Consider the following 18,832-nt stretch of genomic DNA (forward strand, 5'->3'; position numbering starts at 1 on the left):
GTAAAATACGTTTTAATGTATTTTTACATATTGTTATGTGCTATTTTAATCATACCAATATACATTAAATGATTTTGCTTTTTGTAAGCAATGTAATTGATAGTAAATTTCATTAGGGATTTTTTTTTCTCTGATATTTCCAAACTCATATAGAATTTTAGAATCATATTGTAATTGGTCATTATTCCTAGATTGAACAGGGAATAATTTCTCAATAATATTCAATGTTGAAGAGCTATCAATCTTATATATGTTATAAAATTATTATTAATTGCGAAATCTATATTAGAAAAACTTACTTCACCGTTTAATTCTTCATATTCAATTCCATTTTTGTAAAAATATTTCATTCTAATATTGTTATAGACCCACCCACCATAACCAGCATCAAGAAAATCACCATTATTAGCATCGGTAAATGCATTTATATTTTGTAGAATATATAAGATACCATCTCTATCTTCTCGTTCAATTTTATCAGAGAAGTCATTTTTTTTGCTTAATTCATAGGACATAATACTATCAGGTTTCCCAATAATGTCTAAAAAATATTTAAGTGATGTAGTTGTTTTTAATTTTCCATTAATTAAAAGTTCATTCGGTTCTATTCCTTTAGGGTTTAATTTCTGAGGTAATTCTTCAAAAGATTTGATATATCCATTAAAAGCATATCCTTCTATTCCGTTTAATAATCTTACTTTACACCAGTTCCCTCTTACAATTCCGTCTTTTTTATCACTTATGGTTTCCTTTTTATTTGGAAAGTTCTCTATGATTTCTAGAGGTTCTAGGTATTTTAAAACAGCGATTCGTTTCGCGGCTAGAGAAGGCTTTTTACGTAAAGACAATCTATTTGCAACGGTATAAAAATATTCTTTAGAGTTTCGAGATTTTTCTCGTTTTTCTACTGTTTTTGATGTTATAGCTTCCTCTATTTTTTTAGGTTGTTGTTTTTTTTTCTTACAAGAAAAAAAAAGTCCAATAATTAATATTATAATGATTTTAAACTTCAATATTCAATTTTTTAGGAATTGTACATAACGGTTAGTATATGAAAAGTAGGGCAGTTGATAAGCACTTACTTTCGGTTTTACACTTAGCCATGTTTTTCATTTTATTTTTAACTTTTTACTAAAATACAATTTAAAAATATGGTGGACTTTGCAAAAAAGCACAAGCCTTTATTTTAGCAATAACCGCCCTATTTTTTATAGCATCGATGAAAAAGCGATAAGTCGAGTATCTTTAAGATGCATTAAAAATTAAAGATATGAACACTCAAATTATCGTCCCATCTAAGTTATACATTGGTATTGATATTCACAAACGCAGTTGGAAGGTACATTGCAGTACAGATCTATTTTCTGGTAAGAGTTTTAGTATGTCTCCAGATCCAGAGCAATTGTTGCATTATGTTTCAAAACATTATTCTGATTATGTTGTAAGTGTTGCTTACGAAGCAGGTTGTTGTGGTTATTATGCGCATCGTTGTTTCGAGAGTTATGGTTGGACTTCATTTGTTGTGAATCCTGCTGATATACATCGTAAGGGCAAGGAGCGCCACACCAAGACAGATAAGATCGATGCACAGTTAATTAGTCGAGAGCTTAAAGATGGTAGATTAGAGAGCATTTTTGTTCCAGATATCAAAAGAGAAGAACTTCGTAGTTTATTTAGAAGGCGCAATGATTTAGTGAAAGATTTTCGTAGGATTAAGAGTTATATTAAGATGCAGTTGCTATATTTTGGTATTAAGGAGCCATTAGAATTTGATAATGATCATTGGAGTCATAAGTATCGGAGTTGGTTAGATGGTATTGTTTTTGAATACCCAACAGCAAAGTCGACTTTGGATAGCCGGATGCGTTTTTTTCGTTTTGTAGATCAAGAGTTACGAGATATATCTACGGAGTTACGTAGGTATTGCAAGGTTCATTATAAGAAAGATTATCTGTTGTTACGAAGTATACCAGGTATTGGTGGTATTGTCGCTTGTGGAATCTTATGTGAGTTAGGGGATTTGCGACGTTTTAGTAGCGTAAAACATTTGGCAGGATATGTTGGATTAGCTCCTGGAATTCATCAAAGTGGCGCTAACTATAAAGTGATGGGTATTACCCCAAGAGCGCATCGTTTGATACGGAGTTATTTTGTAGAAGCTTCTTGGCAAGCTATTCGTGCTGATCCTGTTATGCAGGCATACTATCGAAAGCACACAGGAAAGAATGTTAAGAGTATTATTATCAAAGTGGCAAGAAAACTATTAAGTAGAACATTGGCAGTTATAAAAACGGAGACTCCTTATACGATAGGGGTAGTCTCCTAAAAAGATAAAAGAAACCATAACAAAGCTCATAAAATTTAAAGCTCGTATCACAAAACAACGTGGGTGAACTATAATCTAAATAGTATCACATTTTTATAGCAAGTGACCGAGTTTATTATAACTTATAATCATACAGATGCTGGTGACGTTTCATTATATAGAATCGATCACATATAGGATGCGGAGCAAGTTATATTAAAAAAGAAAAAGTGGTTTAAGTAAGAAAATAAAATATTACCTATCTTTAAAGAACTGGACTAAAGCTTTTCATAGGAGCCCTTGTTGTGCATAGTTATTTATTCCGTTCAATATATTTCTTTTCAGTTTGAGTTTCAGTCAACTTTCCGTTTTTATTGAATGTTTTAATTATTGTTTTTTTCTTTTTGTTTTCATAGAGCTGATATTCTTCTAAATCTCCATTTTCATTATAGTAATCTACTCTTTTATAATCGAGAGTGAAATTATCATAGAAGTAATGAGCTCTTAATTCTCCGTTTTCCCAATATTCTTTTATGTCAATTGGTTTTCCATTTTTATAATTTCCTTCTGTCCTCTTAGTTCCATTTGCATAAAAGTCAGTTTCTGTTCCATTACAAACTTTATCACAATTTAAATAAGTCCAGCGTTGGGAATGCAATTCATTCCCTCCAGCAAAGAGAATTTTCGGAATTCGTATAGTGTCGTTAATCGTCTTGATTGAAGTCGAGTATTGTAAAACCCAATCATCTATTTTCTTAAAAACAGTTATGTAGTCATAATTTAAATCCTTACTTGAAAAAATATCATATTCAGGTTCAATTATTTGATTAGAACAGTTGTCATAAAAAACTAAACTCAAGTTTTCTTTTTCGCTATTTTGGCTAAAACACGAAAAACTTATAATTAGCAGAAATATTGATTTTAGTAATGTTTTCATAATTATGCACAACGCCAAATATATGAATCGGAGCAAGGCAAGCATGCCTGAACCAATTGATCTATTTGCGCATTTTTATTTCTTATTCAATTTATAAAAATTTAGCGCCATTGCAAAAAGGAAATAGCCTTTGGATCAAGCGTTAAACTTTGCTCTGATTTTATATATAATGTTGTGGTTTCGTTTTTTATTAGAAAAAGATCCAATCAATAACTTTTATTAAACCAATTATAGCAAAAACAGGGATTGATAATAGGAATCCTCCTAAAATAAATCCGATTAATTTATTACTCAACGGGTCTTTGTGTTTTTCTGTTTTTCGTTTTTGTTTATTCAGTTTAGGAACAAATTTTGGGATATAATTTGACTTCTTTTTACTGTCAGATTCTAAATCAGTTAGTTTTTTCTGAGCAAATTCACTCAGTTGAGATTTGTCACCTCGAAAAGTAATATTTTGTAAAATCTTTGTTCCTGAATAATTAACTGACTTTTCATAAATTTCAACACACTTTTTTATTCGATCTTCACTTGGTTCAGTTAAAATCCAATATCTTCCCGCCGCATCTAAAAATCCACTTTCATAGTATAATTCAGCAAGTCGATTCCATAGTTCAATTTCGTTGGGATATTGATTAATCAAATTCCTTAGTCTGTCCGCAGCTTTTAATTTCAATCCGCTATCTATTTCGGATTCTATTTTCGTTAGTTTATCTTTTATATTCACAATGTTTTTTAATGAACCATAACGTTTAATATATGTGTCGTAGCAGGGCAAAATGTTACCTAACTATCGACATTTCTGCGCAGATTTTATACATTATTCAGCTTTAAAATCAATGCGCCATTCTAAATAAACAAGAACCAATCGATTAATCAATTATCAGCTATGATCACATATATCTTGTTGTAGCAAGTTATTTATTCTTATGTTTATCCACCCAAGTATTTTTTCCAGCAAAGAAGGCAAGTAGCATTTCTGTCATTTCGTCAACAGAAGTTAAAGGTTTTTCTTTTAATACACTAAAATCTCCATTTGTGTATCCAGAATAAAAACCATATTTGAATTTTCCGCTTACATGTATAGCATTATTTTCATTTTTAAGTTGTACCACATTAAATTTTTTCCAGTCAAGCGTTGATATTGTATTTTTTATTATTTCTGAAGTTGCTTTTTCTGAAATCATTATTAAATCATTATCAGAAATCATGATTGGGTCACCTTTAAAATCATCTAATATGAATAATTTTAAATTTTTTATATCTGTTTTTTTAAATGTTATTATACTGTCAAGCGATATATGCTTTTTATTCAATTTTTTTTTTGGTCGCCAATTAACTAAAAATATGACTCCAATAATCGCAATAATTCCAACTAATGTTACGAAAGTATGCTTCCTCTTCATAAGGGTTATTTTAATTTGCTACAACGGTAAATATAACAAACGTTGTTGTCCCGAAGGGCAACTATGTTTTGTTATATAGTGTTAGGTAGCGTTTATTTTCTTTAATTGCTCTCTCCAAAGTTCATTTGCGTGTTTGAGGAGCTTTAGTTCAAACTCTTTATTTTCACCTTGAATAAAATCTTTTATCGAAATTTTAAAAGGCTTTCTTGTATTGTTACTTTTTTGGAATTTTATTTGCTCGCTATACAAATCACTTATATTATTCCAATCTCCGAACGGCACAGAATTGGAAAACCCTAAATAGTCATCAAATGTAATTTTGCCAATTACTTTAGTTCTCTTAATTTTCCTTTTCATATTTCTAGCTTGAAATTGACTCCAAAAATAACCTTGATGATAATTATGATCTCCTCCATTATCCAGGTACATTATTTCTGAATTAAGAAACTCCTCAACTGATATTAGAGAGTCCGATATTAGCGAACTAAATACAAATCTATTACCACCATCTATCTCGTCATTTTCTTGTTCAAAAGCTAAAGCAAAAATAAACTGCTTTGACTCTAATTGAATAGATACAATATCTCCTTTTGTGAAATAGGCTGGACAAAGAGTAATCTTTTTCCTCTTTAAAGGCTTTTCTTTTGGTTTTTGAATTTTTTCAATGAATTCTGTTAAAGTTTTTATTCTCTTTTTATAGTCTTTTTCATTTTCTTTCCATAGACTAAGTCCTTTACCAGTTTCGATACACTCTTTTACTTTTAATATCGATTCAGGTTCTAATTCGCCACACATCCATTGACTATGTGCAATTCCCGTCCAAAAATCTGCATATTCGTCCTCATCATTGTCAGGATTATATTCGTTTTCCAATTTTTTTCTTATTTCAGTAACACTATGACTTAGATTATATAGGTGTTTATATTCAGCCCAAATATCTGCGGTTGTGTCATTTTGTAATATTCCAGTTCCCCAAGCTCCCATTTTAATTTCGTTTATGCTACCTAACGCCAAATATATGAATCGGAGCAAGGGAACAAGCCTTAACCAATCGATTTATCTGCGCATTTTTATTTCTTATTCAATTTATAAAAATCTAGCGCCATTGCAAAAAGGAAATAACCTTTCGATCTATCACTAAACTTTGCTCTGATTTCATATATAATGTTACCACCAGTTCTTTTTCATATTTTGAATAATATAATGTTTTCATATAGAGTAAAAGTTTGTTCTTCCTCATTAAAATTATTCAAATCTACTTTGAAAGCTGTTTTTTCTGGGATTTGTTTTTTGTCAAATTTATAATAAGTGTAGCCATCTTGTTTGATAACCTCTATTCCCAGAACAGATTGGTAATTTATACTATCAGTTCCAAATTGTAATCTTACAAGCCAATTTTTGTTAGGGTTATTTTTATAGACAAAGTAATAGAATTTTTCATCTTGTTTTAAACTTGGTTTTTCGGAGAAACCTGTTAAAAAGTAAAGCGGATCTAAATATTGAGAAGCATTGAATTCAGTCAATGTTAATGGTTTTTCTAATAATTGCCATTTGTTATCAGATGGAAAATGAGTAATAATTGCGTTTTTGGGGCTAATATTAAAATAGAAATCTGGAACATTGGTCTCGAACTGCTGAGCCCAAGTTGTATCTATAATTAACCATTGATCATTTATTTTGCTAACATTCCAAGCGTGACTGAAACTTTGATCCAACTCAGGTTCGACATATGGGTTTGTAAGATGCCTAATATATCCACTCACTATAACGGTTTCTATATTTAATTCAAGCATAAACCACTTAAAAAGTTCGGAATAACCAGCGCAAACTGCTTTTTTCCGTTCAAAGACTTTATTTGGATTTGTATTATTGATGTAATCTTCTTCAGTATATATACTAGAATCTAGTCTATCCTTAACTTCAAAATCATATTCAATATTGTTACTAATCCAATGATAGAAAAACCTTGCTCTTTCTATATCATTTGCAATGTTGTTTTTTGCATAGTCAATTAATTCTGGTAGCGATAAATTCTTTTTATTTAATTCCTCTATAATATTTTTAGTCAATGTTGTTTGAGACCATGATTGGTTAAAAGAAAGCAAAAGGATTAACATTGCTAGAAGCTTTTTCATAATTGGTGGTAACAATTGTATATAGTCACCAAAAGTAACTATATATCCTTTTTATGTTTGTTGATAACCGTAGAATTAAACGTTTAATAAACGTTTAATTCTACGGTTAATTTTTATATAGATTCTAAAAATAGCGTAAAATTCCCCATATAACAAAATTGTATAGTGATTCTATGGATTATCTACTTTGATTCTGTTAAGAATTAGGGGGATTATTGGCTATCGGGTTTTGGTCTTCGGACTTCGGACTTCGGACTTCGAGACTTGTCCGCCTCAGGAGGAGCCTCAGCCCTCATTAACTTCTTTTCTCCTGTCTTCTCATTACTCATTACTTAATACTCTTTACTTTGTGCTAACTACTCATAAACAACATCCTCCTAACCCCCTTCGAAGGGGGAATTTCGGACTTCGGACTTCGAGACTTGTCCGCCTCAGGAGGAGCCTCAGTCCTCAACCTTCTTTTCTCCTGTCTTCTCATTTCTCACAAACTCACCACTCATTAACTCCTCACTACTTTGTACTCATTACTTAATACTTAATACTCACTACTATTTCATAAATCTTGCTACCTTCGTAACTCATAATTCATAAATCGTTATTCCGTATTGTTCCAACACACCCATCCATACGAACCTTTTTTTCCTGAGGGAGCTACTAAATTAATAGTAGGAACTTTGCCGCCACCACGCTTTACTTCAGGAGAACTAAAAAAAGGAGATGTTGATTTTTGTTATGGCAGTATCAGTGGATTACTATGGCCAGTTTTGGATCGTATTTTTGACTTAAATCTAAAATTTGAAACTACCTTAGGAGCTGTAAATCAGCGTAAGAATTTCTTAGCATCTAGAGGAATAGGAGTTTGTGATATCGTCCATAGTTGTAAACGAGATAAAATTGATGCTTCAGACCTGGGAATGCAATACATAGAACTTAGAGACGTAGTGTCATATTTGCATCAGTATCCTAAAATCGATACACTTCTATTTACAGGTGGTAATAGTAAAAATGGCCCGGAATATTTCTTTAGAAAACATCTTAAAGACTACCAATTACAGTTAGCATTGGTGTCGAATGACATTCCCAGAATACATAGCTTTCAGTTAGAAGAAAGAACAATAAAAACGGTGTCTCTAACAGCACCTTCTGGAGCAGCAAATAGATCTATAGGAAGTTTACAATCCTATAAGGACCAGAAAAATCAAAATCCTACATTCAATACCATTGATTTTAGAGTGATGCAGTATCGAGAATTCTTTTAACTGTATTTTCCCTCTGATTTCCCGTATAAATACCTATTTCATTTCGCCCTGATATGGAGTAAATTGTAGTATGCTTATGCATAACATACATCATATTAATTCCCTGTGGTTTATCACCGCACTAAAACACTTTTCATGAAAACATACTTACATAGTTTATTAGATGAGGACAATGATCCAATCGTTCAGAAATATTTAGAATATATTAAAACAGGATTTCCCAAAGCCAAAGGGAAGAAAAAAGATGTACTGGTTGTAGGAGCCGGGATGGCAGGAATGGTCGCAGCTTCTGCCTTAAGACAATCGAGACATAATGTTACCATCGTAGAAGCAAATACCCGAATTGGAGGAAGGGTAAAAACTTTTAGGAATGCTAAAGGAAAGAAGTATTGGGAAGATAACGCATTATATGCCGAGGCAGGAGCCATGCGTTTGCCAAACTTTCATAATATGGTGCTGGAGTATTGTAAGCAGCTAAAGGTTCCTTTAGAACCATTTTATTATGTTTCTGTAGATAAAGAAGAAGCGCTAAAAAATAAAGAACAGAATTATGTAAACTATGAAAAAGATAGCGCCACATTTCCTGAGAAAACATTCAATTCATTGTTATTTGTGAACTATGAACAAGTAGTTCAGAGTGAGTATTATAAAGAAGGTGCTGATATCAATAAATTGTTGGATTATCATGTACAAACGAATAAAGATCCAAATGTTCCGGACGAAAATCAAGCAGCTAATATTTTGCTTCATAATGCATTACAGCCGCTTAAAGATTTTATCGCTATTGATCCAGTTGCAAATTGGCCCAAACTGATTGAGAAACTAGGAGAATACTCCATGCGTCGCTTTCTCAAAGAATTCACTAATTACTCAGAGAATGCTATAGAGATGATCGCGGTAATCCAAAATATAGAATCGCGTATGTCGTATGACTTTCTACAGAGTTTTATCGAGGTGAATATTATTAAAAATGATACTATTTTTTGGCAGGTAGTTGGAGGAACAGATGTTATTACTGAATCTTTTTATGAAAAACATGAGTTAAAGGATATCACTCATCTGGATACCAAAATGACAGACCTCTATCTAAGAGATGGAAAAGTAAGAATCTCTACAGAAATAGAAATCAAGCGAGATCCATCCTATTATGAAAAAATAGGGTTTAAAAAACAGGAAGTACCGGTAAGTGAAATGGAGTTTGATGAGGTTATAGTAACGATACCTTTCTCGGCTTTCAGAATGGTGCACGTATGGCCTAAATTCTCTCAGGATAAGAGAAAAGCCATTCGAGAACTGCATTATGATTCTGCTACTAAAGTATTGATAGAATTTACAGAGCGCTGGTGGGAAAAAGATCCATATAATATTGTGGGAGGTGGAACTATTACTGATTTGTCTAATCGATTTATTTATTATCCAAGCCAACATATAAATAGAGAAGGAAATGGATTAATGCTAGCATGCTATTGTTGGGCAGATGATGCCAGAAAATGGGATTCTATGAGTCATAAGGACCGTTATATATATGCATTAGATAATATTGCTGTAGCACATGCACCAGATAATTTAGAAGAACAAAGAAGAATTAAATCCTTATCTGTCTTCAATCCAGATACACCAGAAGATCCAGAGTATGTAGATGGGATAAAAGGAGCAGCAACGGTATCCTGGATGCAGAATCCGTATGCTTTTGGAGAAGCAGCTATTTTTACTCCAGGACAATTAAATTTATTACAAGGAGCTATAGAAAAACCTGAATGGGAAGGAAAAGCACATTTTGCAGGAGAACACACATCCTTAAAGCATGCGTGGATAGAAGGAGCTATCGAATCTGGTATTCGAGCAGCACTAGAAGTGAATGAAACACCTGTAGAATTTTAAAAATCTAGTATCATGAGTAAAATAACAGTAGCAAAATATCTACAACTTCGACTTGAAGAACTTGGATTAGATACGGTTTTTGGTGTTGCAGGAAATTATTCGGCACCCTTTCTAAATACAATTATTGAGGATCCGAAAGCTAAAATTAAGATTATAGGGAATACTAATGAAATAAATGCAGGACACTGCGTAGATGCCTATGCCAGACTAAAAGGTATCGGTGCTGTGGCAGTTACCTATGGTGTTGGAGCATTTAGTGTCTTGAATCCAGTAGCAGGTTCTTATGTAGAACATAATCCTGTACTAGTGATTAATGGAGCTCCGACAAATGCAGAACAATCAAAAAACCTTGGAGAAGGTTTGATGGCTTCGCATATGACTGGAGATATGTATAGTAATATTAATGTTTTTCGGAATATAACTGTTGCTGCGGAACAAGTTACAGGAGGAGGAGAAGCACCTTATAAAATAGATGGTGTGTTAAATGCTATGATTAGTTATGGTAGACCTGTTTATTTAGAGGTTTTTGAAGATGTTTGGCGTTCGGAATGCGATATTCCGGATCGTCCTATTACCCGAAAACATAGTGATCTGTGTATATCCACTGCAAAAAGTGCAGCCAGTGCAACTGCCGATTTGATCGAAGCAAAAGACAAACCAATTTTTTGGGCAGGAGTAGAGATTCAACGTAAAGGACTTCAGAAGAAGTTTTTACAACTTGTAGAAGATACAGATATCGAGTTTACAACCTCTATTATGGGTAAATCCATTGTTTCTGAAGATCATCCATTATTTAAAGGTGTTTTTAATGGAAATGCTTCTCCGGATGATGTTTACGAAAGATTTACGAAAGCAGGATCTAAAATCGGAATAGGTGCCTGGACCACTGGCAAAAACTTAGGCGGATTTAATATTTGGGATGATAATACTGTATTGGCAAATCATTCTGGAATTAGAGTAGGTGCAAAGTTCTATGCAAATATGTCATTAGAGGCATTTATTGATGCACTTAGAGAGGAGTTGATACAGCGTAAAGAGAAGTTTATCAAGTTCTCTATGGATGCTGCCATCAGTAATAATCTTAAAAAATCAATGCAAGTTCAAACTTCTGATGAGTTAACATATGATCGATTTTTTACAAAAATGAATAGCTATATCACAGCTTCTAATACGGTAGTTGTTGATGCAGGATTCCCTTTACTTGGAGCTCAGGGATTACATAGAGGGAAACCGAATACATTTATCGCACAGGCCAATTGGTTGTCTATTGGATATTCTGTTCCAGCAGCTATAGGAGTTAAATGCGCAGCACCTGATCAAAGAGTGATGGTGTTTGTGGGAGATGGTGCTTTCCAGGAAACTTGTCAAGCAGTTTCTACACAGCATCACCTAAAACAGAATACAGTGGTTTTTGTATTAGACAATAAAATATACGGGATCGAACAAATGTTGGTCAATCCAAATCCATTCAGAGGAAAAGATAAGATTGACTATCCACAAGAAGATCTAAATAAAGTATATCCATACAATGATTTAAATAATTGGAAATACGCTAAGCTTACGGATGCTTTTGGAGGAATTGGGCTAGAAGTTAAAACACAAGAGGAGTTGGATACAGCATTACAACAAATTGATAAACACCCTAATGATAATTTCATTGTACATGTTCATATTCCCAAAACCGATATTCCTGATTCGATTCAGTATAGAACCAAAAAAGCAGGAGAAGATGAAACATTAAATCCAGATTGGTCATTGTGTTAAATACTAAAGAAGTAATCCTAATATCAATTATGCTTGATTTTTAGGGTTACTTTTTATATCTATAATGCCCAATAATTTTATAGTCAAATAGACAGTCGGCTAATACCTGTCCTCCTCCTATGTTGTGAACGATTAAATATCTGCGTTGATCTTCAGATTTTTTATCAACTACTAATCCAATATGGGTAAGTCCACCGCCTAAACTCCAACATATAATATCTCCAGGTACATAATCCTCCGAATTCTTAGAAATAGATTTCACCTTGCCAAATCGAGAAAAGAACTTCATAAGATTCGGAACTCGCCTATGATCAATATTTTTATCAGTTTTTGATAGCCCCCAATTTTTAGGATATAGACCAAAATTAACTTTCATATCTTCATGAACTTCTTTTTGGAGATCAATACCTAATTTTCGATATGCTCTGATTACTACATCTGTGCATACACCTTTATTACTAGGAACATCTCCGTTAGGATATTCGATAGAGAAGTATGCAGGATCATATGTTACGTCTTGTTTAGTCAATGATAAGGAAGCATCAGACAATTGATGATAAAAATCCTCCTGAGCAAAAAGAGATAAAGAAACTATAAAAAATAGTAAGCGTATGATTTGCTTGTTCATAGGTTTTGTTTTGACAATGTTAACAAAATTAATTTTTTATTATTAAGAAAAATCTTGCATTATAATATAATAATTCTTTTTTTTGGTCCTGATTAAAAATAAACTGATTACTTTATGTAAATTGTATTAGTTTGTTTTGTCCCCCTAATCTTCTTTTCTGAATATACCTCTTTTTGCGAAGGTGACTAATTAAAAGTTACTACGATATTTCGTTATGAGAATTTACCAAGTATTTATTTTTTCTTTTTGCATCCTAACCGATTGCTATTCTCAGCAGATAGATAACGAGTTTTCTAGAAATGGATTGCTGTTATTTAAAGAGTTAGGAATGATTTCTTCTCATATAATTGATTTTGATGTAATCGAAGAGGATAAAATTAACGTCCTCTATGAGGCGGATGCTAAAAAAAACTTAGTACGTCTTCATGAGAATGGTGCAAAAGATATTAATTTTGATATAACTTCTACTGATTTAGTTGATCAAAATACGATACCAATAGCTATGAGTTCTAGATCAGATGGAAGCATTTTAGTTTTATCTAATTTTTGGGATGAACATAGTTGGATGATTTCTATAAATGGATTTTATGAAGATGGAAGTGTTAACGACGAATTCGGAAGTAGTGGAGTATATAAAAAGAATATACTGGACAACCTAGATGATAATTATGGTCAATACATTTATGCATCATCTAGTGATGAAATAATTGTTGTTGCTAAAGTTAGAGGGTTTAGCACTTCGAAAGAGGAAGAAAAAATTGCCATCCTAAAGCTTTCGGATATAGGAGAAACCTTATCATCTAGTTTATACGATGATCATCATTTTACATTAAATTGTTCTGCAATGGAAGATGACTATTTGTTACTTGGGTATTCTGAGTCAGTAGATAATGGAGAGGAACAATCAACTTATTTAGCGGGGTTCGACAGTAGTCAGATGGCGTCTAATAACCTATACTGCCTTACTATAGAAGAAGATTATCAATCTTTTGATCATATCGTTTTTTCAAATTCTAAACTATATACATCTCAGATAGAAAATGAAGCAGAAGGTGTGTATCGCATTCGTAAATATGGCGAGAAAGGAAATCTAGATAACTCTTTTCTAGACGCTGGAAAAATGGGGTATAGTACAGATATTTATAACTCTGATTTTGTAGTGAATGAAGTAGGAGAAGTTTTTATTATTTCTAAAAGTTTAGATAGTGAGTTCGAAATACTAATTAAAAAACTACTAAGTAATGGTGATGTAGATACTGACTATGGTGTTGATGGGGTGGCATCTATTTTTCTGAAGTATCCAATTATTGATCTTCATAAAATACGATTGGATGAAAAAAATAAATTGTATATTTCCGGTGCAGTCGGAATTGATGGTGATTCGTATGGTTTTATTACAAAAATCAAACTAAATGTTCAGCAATTAAAAAGAGAAAAATTAGAAAAATTCTTAGGTAGTTTATTTACAAAAGAATAATAGTCTTACTTCGATAACTCTTCTAATCTTTCTTTTTCTGATTTGCTAAGCTTGTCTATTCCTTGATTGTTTATTTTATCCAATAAGCGATTTAATTCTTTTTCCTTTTCAATTTTATTAACATTGTAGCGATCATCAATATCTAATAATCCTTCTGGTTTTTGTTGGATGTTTTTCTTGAATTGCAAAAAATCAGGTTTGAGCCATTTGATAAAAACAAAAATGAGAATTATAGCAATTAGTAAAGGAATGGACATAAAATATAGTTGTAAAATATTGTCTGAGAACAAATTTTATAAAAATCCAAGGATTAAAAAAATAAAATAAAAGTTAGTTTATGTTTCTTTGAAATACATCTGATTTCATCCGTTTTTTATGCTAGAAACCATTTTTTATTGCATAAACAGCTAAACCAACTCTAGTTTTGAGTCTTAATTTTGAAAATAAACTATCCCTGTAATTTTCTACAGTACGAGGACTACAAAACATTTTCTCAGCTATTTCTTTATAACTCATTTCCGTGGTTGAGTATTTAAGAAACTCTATCTCTCTATCAGACAGTTTAATGTTGTTAGTGTCGTCGGTATCATCAGTATTAAGAGAGTCAAAAACTTTAATAGCGGCCCACTCAGGAAAGTATCTCCCTTTTTTAATAATCATTTCTAGAGATTGTTCTAATTCAGAAGGTTGAATATTTTTTAACATATAACCTTTTGCTCCATTTTTGATCATCTTTATCAAACTGGCATCATCATTCTGCATGCTAAGTGCCATAATTAAAATATCAGGGTAATTTTTCTGTAACCATAAAGAGGTTTCAAAACCATCCATCTCTGGCATGCTGATATCCAATAAAATAATATCCGGTTTGATAGAAGAAGGTAACTTTTGTTGTAAATCAACTCCGTTTTCACAGGTGTATATTACATTAAAATTTTTGAATTTTGAGATGATTTCTGCCAAAGCATTGGCAATAAGAACATGATCATCTACAATAACAATATTATGATTCATAATTGACTAGTTCTAATGTTAGTTGTGTTCCTTTTTCAATTTCACTAGTATATTCAAGTTTCGCTTTTATCAATTCTGCTCTTTTTCTAAAGTTTTTTAGACCAATACCTTTTTCTATAGAAGTGTTTATGTTAAAACCAATTCCATTATCTTTTAATGATAATACAATATTATTTTCATTTTGGTCTAGATTGATTGTAATTAAGTCACATTTAGAATGTTTAATACTGTTTTGTACAAACTCTTGAATGATTCTAAAAATAACAGTCTTAGTTGCATTAGTATCTAAATAAACTTTCTTATTGTACTCAAAATTAATACTACATTTATTAAGGTTGTTTATTCTAGCACATAATTGTTCAATTAATGAAATAATATCATTGTTTTGTATATTGTTATTAGTCAATGATTTAGAAATTTCTCTTAGCTCTTCTAGAGAGTCATCAATAATTTCATTTATAGATTGAATGGAATTTCCTTGAAGCTGATCAAAATCTGCAATGGGTAATTGTTTCAGATATAAACTAGCTAAAGTCAGCTTTTGCCCAACACTATCATGTATTTCTTGACCAATATGGGTCATAGTATTGGTTTGAATCTCCATTTGAGTTTTAAGAAGTTCCTTCTTATGGGTTTCATCCTTATACTGAAGTTGTTTATTATGCTCTTTTTTCTTTATTCGATATTGGAATATAAATAATACAATCCCTGCAACAAAAGCCACAAAGATGATATTAAACAAAATGAGCATTATTTTAAACGATGTTTCCCCCATATAAATGATATCGTGAATAGTGAGTACATAATTATATTAGCTATCAAAAAATATGCATAGTAAATTGTCCAAATTTCTCTATACTGGTTTCGTAATAGTTGATAAAAACAAAACAAAGGAAAAGTACCAATGTATAAAAGAATTACGCCAAGATTTATATAAAACATTTTATTATGTCTAAAATACAGTATGCTATCATTCTTAATTTGTTTTAAAAACTCTAGTAGAACTAAAAAAATTAAAAATATAGTTCCAATGCTAGGATTAAGAGAGTAAACCACATACAATTTTTTAAAAAACAACTGTATTGGAAGGTAAGTAAGCAAATACAATACAGTACAAACAATAAAGGTTTTTTTGCGATTTAAAGATTTAGCTCCATATAACCAAAAGAAGAAAATGTACTGTAAAGGTATACCAAAGTAGGCATAGTAATATTGTTTTATTTTAGGATCAAAATTTGTAAAAAAATGCCAGAAGATTTCTTGTATAGCTATCACAATCAGATAATATATAAAAAATCTCCAGTAACTCTTTTTTAATCTGGGGAGATAAATCAATCCTACTATTGCAGCAATAATTTCCGCTAATAATAGGACTGGTTTTAAAATATAATAATAGTCGGGCATAATTTATATTAAAAAGATTCTCCACTGCCATCAGCTGGAGGAATAAGACTTCCATGATTTTGAGCAGTTGTGTTATAGTCTGGATCTGATCTTTTAGTCAGGGTCAGAGCGGGAATTGAATTTGTGGTATTGGTGGATTGATATTCAGAGAATAAACTCATTTTTTCAGTATAAGTTTCTTTATGCAAAGGATTGAAGTCCATATGCACTCCCTTTTTTAGTAATGTTGGTATCATTACTAAAGTATGACGTTGTTGAAATTTTTCTGTTGTTGTGTCATTTAAAAAATCTTTAAGATCATCATATTGATTACTCCACGTTTCTATTTCTGGATAACGAGAATAGTACATACGTAAACCTAAACTTTCTTTAGAAACACCATTTCTTTTCGCATTGATCTCCACATGATAAATAAATCTTTTTAGTGTTTCTAATTCAAATGATATAGAATGTGCATCATCTTTCATTACAGCTTTGATATGTTTAAGCTGATTTTGTTTATAGCCGTTAGCCATGTTATGAACAAGATTGACCTTTAGTTCACTAAAGGTTTCATTCGCATAATTCATACAAATAGTGTCCTTTTTAGTGGAGGATAGAAAATTTTTAGGAGGATGAAAATAAGCATAAGTAATAAAACCAATGGCTACGGTAGCTAAGAGTATTGTAGAAATCATTTGTTTGATGGTTTAAAGGTTGAAAATTATGTCTTACAAATAACGAAAATCTATTGTTGTATTGGCAATAAAAAAGAACCTGATTTAATAGGGTTAAATAACCTAAAAAATAAAGGTTGATAAAATAAGAAGTTAAGGTTCTATAGGGTCAATCTAGATACTTAAAAAACTTGAATTTTGTTCCTGTTAACAAAAAGTAATCACAGTGCACGGTGATCGAGGAAACCGAAAATCGTAAGAGTAGGGAATCTTAAAACCATTTATTATGAAAAATTTTAAAATCATTACACTATCAATTATTACAAGTCTTTTGTTTTTTACAAGTTGTGAAAAAGAAGAAGATGGGTTCGTAGAAGAAGTCAAAGGGGAACAAAAGACGGAAAATGCCGTGATAGAGGTAACGCATAACTATACTTACAAAAGTGAAAAATTCTCTGTAGTCTATACATTTGATACCAAAGGAGAAGAAGTACTAGAAGTTGAAGGTGATATTGCAATGGCAGAAGAAGTATTTGGAAAAGAAAATCCAGAACAGGCATTGTATTTCCCCATAACGGAAACGGAGGCTGAATCAAAAGATGTTATTGATATTGTTGTATTTGACTCATTTGAAGAGTTAAAAGAATACCAAAACGAAGAAGAAAAGACTTTGGTTACTCGCCAAAGTAAGAAAAACAAGTCTTTTTGTTATGATCATACTATGAACGGTGAGGCTAGTGTGCGATTCTATCATGATATTTTTTTACAAAATGAAATGACTTTTATTCGCCAGAATAATATCTCTTTTAGACAAGATTTCGACTTGGGTGGATTAAATGATAGATTATCATCTTTTGAAGTAAGGAAGCAATTTGGGAGTACTACTTCAGTATATCTATTTGAACATGGCTGCTTTAGAGGGCGTAGCTATACCTTTAGTTTTATGCCTAGTGTGGCTCATGCTGGGGTATTTGACTTAAGAACAGCTACTTTATCAGGTTGGTGGTTTTGGAGAAAATCTTGGAACGATCAAGCTTCTTCTTTTAGAGTATGGGATAGATAGTCACAAAAAAAATGAAATTTCTAACAAGAATAACTTTTAAAAATACAAATCATGAAAACTAAATTAATAACTGTTATATGTGCAATTTTTACAATAATTGCTTGCACAAAGGATAACGAAATAAACGAAGAAGTTCAACAAAAAGAGTCTATCGTGGATCAGATGACTAAATTATCCGAAAGATTTTTTATAAATGATTTTGGAAAAAAAGATACGGATTGGAAAAAAGTCGCAATAGCGGATGTTGCAGCAGGAGCAGGAGAATCTGCAGATCCTAGTTCTACAGTTCTTTCGGTTACACTAGTAGCAGCTGCAGCATCTGTTAAGGAATACAATAGCCAGCAAAGTACTTTAACTAATATTGATCCAAATGGTTCTACAACTGGACAAATTGATCCTAACCAAACAAATCCATATGATTCTTACGGATATTGGCATTACTCTTCTATAGATAATGTGTTAGTAAATCCAGAGCGATATCTAAATGGAGAAGACTTTGATAATGAACAATTTTATGAAGCGACCAAAGAGTTTCTTTCAGATAATAATGTGGGAGATTATTCTGATTATGAAAATTTCTCTCTAGACGAAGCTAATGAAAAACTAATGTTTAGCAGTGATTTATTAGAAACTTATGGGCTGTTAGGAGGATTAGAATATAAATTTGAAAAGGGCTTTATTACGGAATTGGTTTACGAGATCCTTAAGCCGTATTATAAGATTCTCGAAAACTCAAATAATATTCAAGAGTTTGTAGATTATTCGTTGCAGGCAGAAGAATTAATTGTTAATAGCATTTTGGAAAGGAAAGACAAACAAATAGTGCTTTCTACGATGGCTACTGCTCGCTACGGAATGCAGTATTGGTCAAAAGAGTTTGGAGAGTATTAATTATATTTTAAGATA

At 31.7% G+C, this 18,832-nt stretch carries 18 protein-coding genes; 7 read left to right on the forward strand and 11 right to left on the reverse strand.

The window, feature by feature from the left end:
- Nucleotides 1–221: 221 nt before the first annotated feature.
- The gene (locus D1818_RS20970; protein ID WP_158596991.1) at nucleotides 222–1,013 is read right to left on the reverse strand and encodes an SH3 domain-containing protein; all 792 of its coding nucleotides are present in this window, start codon (nucleotides 1,011–1,013) and stop codon (nucleotides 222–224) included.
- A gap of 257 nt (nucleotides 1,014–1,270) precedes the next feature.
- Here D1818_RS20970 and D1818_RS20975 point away from each other — a divergent pair, with 257 nt between their 5' ends.
- Nucleotides 1,271–2,326 carry an IS110 family transposase gene (locus tag D1818_RS20975; protein ID WP_118461491.1) on the forward strand — a complete coding sequence of 352 codons (1,056 nt, stop codon included), beginning with the start codon at nucleotides 1,271–1,273 and terminating at the stop codon, nucleotides 2,324–2,326.
- Nucleotides 2,327–2,618: 292 nt separating this feature from the next.
- Here the strand turns inward: D1818_RS20975 and D1818_RS20980 are convergent, their stop codons facing one another.
- From D1818_RS20980 to D1818_RS21000, 5 genes are all read right to left on the reverse strand, one after another.
- The gene (locus D1818_RS20980; RefSeq protein ID WP_162897293.1) at nucleotides 2,619–3,242 is read right to left on the reverse strand and encodes a toxin-antitoxin system YwqK family antitoxin; all 624 of its coding nucleotides are present in this window, start codon (nucleotides 3,240–3,242) and stop codon (nucleotides 2,619–2,621) included.
- Nucleotides 3,243–3,432: 190 nt separating this feature from the next.
- On the reverse strand, nucleotides 3,433–3,966 hold the full coding sequence (locus tag D1818_RS20985; protein WP_118461495.1) for a DUF6584 family protein: 534 nt from the start codon (nucleotides 3,964–3,966) through the stop codon (nucleotides 3,433–3,435).
- 190 nt (nucleotides 3,967–4,156) lie between these two features.
- Nucleotides 4,157–4,645: a hypothetical protein gene (locus D1818_RS20990; RefSeq protein WP_118461497.1), complete on the reverse strand. Its 489-nt coding sequence runs from the start codon at nucleotides 4,643–4,645 to the stop codon at nucleotides 4,157–4,159.
- Nucleotides 4,646–4,726: 81 nt separating this feature from the next.
- Complete coding sequence (locus D1818_RS20995; protein WP_118461499.1) at nucleotides 4,727–5,629, reverse strand: DUF4259 domain-containing protein; 903 nt, start codon at nucleotides 5,627–5,629, stop codon at nucleotides 4,727–4,729.
- Between the two features lie 200 nt (nucleotides 5,630–5,829).
- Nucleotides 5,830–6,780, reverse strand: coding sequence for a transglutaminase domain-containing protein (locus tag D1818_RS21000; protein ID WP_120752571.1), 951 nt, complete (start codon nucleotides 6,778–6,780; stop codon nucleotides 5,830–5,832).
- 605 nt (nucleotides 6,781–7,385) lie between these two features.
- Here D1818_RS21000 and D1818_RS21005 point away from each other — a divergent pair.
- The 3 genes from D1818_RS21005 to D1818_RS21015 all read left to right on the forward strand — a co-directional run bounded on the left by D1818_RS21005 (nucleotide 7,386) and on the right by D1818_RS21015 (nucleotide 11,684).
- The gene (locus tag D1818_RS21005; RefSeq protein ID WP_118461503.1) at nucleotides 7,386–8,039 is read left to right on the forward strand and encodes a uracil-DNA glycosylase family protein; all 654 of its coding nucleotides are present in this window, start codon (nucleotides 7,386–7,388) and stop codon (nucleotides 8,037–8,039) included.
- 135 nt (nucleotides 8,040–8,174) lie between these two features.
- Nucleotides 8,175–9,920: an FAD-dependent oxidoreductase gene (locus D1818_RS21010; protein ID WP_118461506.1), complete on the forward strand. Its 1,746-nt coding sequence runs from the start codon at nucleotides 8,175–8,177 to the stop codon at nucleotides 9,918–9,920.
- A 12-nt stretch (nucleotides 9,921–9,932) separates the two neighbouring features.
- Nucleotides 9,933–11,684 (forward strand): alpha-keto acid decarboxylase family protein, encoded by a 1,752-nt coding sequence (locus D1818_RS21015; RefSeq protein ID WP_118461508.1) that lies wholly within the window; start codon nucleotides 9,933–9,935, stop codon nucleotides 11,682–11,684.
- Between the two features lie 46 nt (nucleotides 11,685–11,730).
- On the opposite strand, the gene D1818_RS21020 is transcribed toward D1818_RS21015, so the two are convergent.
- Nucleotides 11,731–12,312 (reverse strand): DUF1287 domain-containing protein, encoded by a 582-nt coding sequence (locus D1818_RS21020; RefSeq protein WP_118461510.1) that lies wholly within the window; start codon nucleotides 12,310–12,312, stop codon nucleotides 11,731–11,733.
- A gap of 214 nt (nucleotides 12,313–12,526) precedes the next feature.
- Between D1818_RS21020 and D1818_RS21025 the strand changes: the two genes are divergently transcribed.
- Nucleotides 12,527–13,789, forward strand: coding sequence for a hypothetical protein (locus D1818_RS21025; protein ID WP_118461512.1), 1,263 nt, complete (start codon nucleotides 12,527–12,529; stop codon nucleotides 13,787–13,789).
- A gap of 5 nt (nucleotides 13,790–13,794) precedes the next feature.
- Here D1818_RS21025 and D1818_RS21030 read toward each other — a convergent pair whose 3' ends face one another.
- The 4 genes from D1818_RS21030 to D1818_RS21050 all read right to left on the reverse strand — a co-directional run bounded on the left by D1818_RS21030 (nucleotide 13,795) and on the right by D1818_RS21050 (nucleotide 16,884).
- A complete protein-coding gene (locus tag D1818_RS21030) occupies nucleotides 13,795–14,046 on the reverse strand; it encodes a DUF6576 domain-containing protein (protein ID WP_118461514.1) in 252 nt (83 codons plus the stop codon).
- Nucleotides 14,047–14,167: 121 nt separating this feature from the next.
- Nucleotides 14,168–14,803 (reverse strand): response regulator transcription factor, encoded by a 636-nt coding sequence (locus tag D1818_RS21035; protein WP_118461516.1) that lies wholly within the window; start codon nucleotides 14,801–14,803, stop codon nucleotides 14,168–14,170.
- Nucleotides 14,793–15,554 (reverse strand): sensor histidine kinase, encoded by a 762-nt coding sequence (locus D1818_RS21040; RefSeq protein WP_158597027.1) that lies wholly within the window; start codon nucleotides 15,552–15,554, stop codon nucleotides 14,793–14,795. The genes D1818_RS21035 and D1818_RS21040 overlap by 11 nt, the downstream gene beginning before the upstream one ends.
- Before the next feature lie 661 nt (nucleotides 15,555–16,215).
- Complete coding sequence (locus D1818_RS21050) at nucleotides 16,216–16,884, reverse strand: hypothetical protein (protein WP_118461522.1); 669 nt, start codon at nucleotides 16,882–16,884, stop codon at nucleotides 16,216–16,218.
- Between the two features lie 265 nt (nucleotides 16,885–17,149).
- Between D1818_RS21050 and D1818_RS21055 the strand changes: the two genes are divergently transcribed.
- On the forward strand, nucleotides 17,150–17,926 hold the full coding sequence (locus tag D1818_RS21055) for a hypothetical protein (RefSeq protein WP_118461524.1): 777 nt from the start codon (nucleotides 17,150–17,152) through the stop codon (nucleotides 17,924–17,926).
- A gap of 51 nt (nucleotides 17,927–17,977) precedes the next feature.
- On the forward strand, nucleotides 17,978–18,817 hold the full coding sequence (locus D1818_RS21060) for a hypothetical protein (RefSeq protein ID WP_118461526.1): 840 nt from the start codon (nucleotides 17,978–17,980) through the stop codon (nucleotides 18,815–18,817).
- The last annotated feature ends 15 nt before the right edge of the window (nucleotides 18,818–18,832 follow it).

The organism is Aquimarina sp. BL5 (assembly GCF_003443675.1).
Lineage (GTDB): Bacteria > Bacteroidota > Bacteroidia > Flavobacteriales > Flavobacteriaceae > Aquimarina.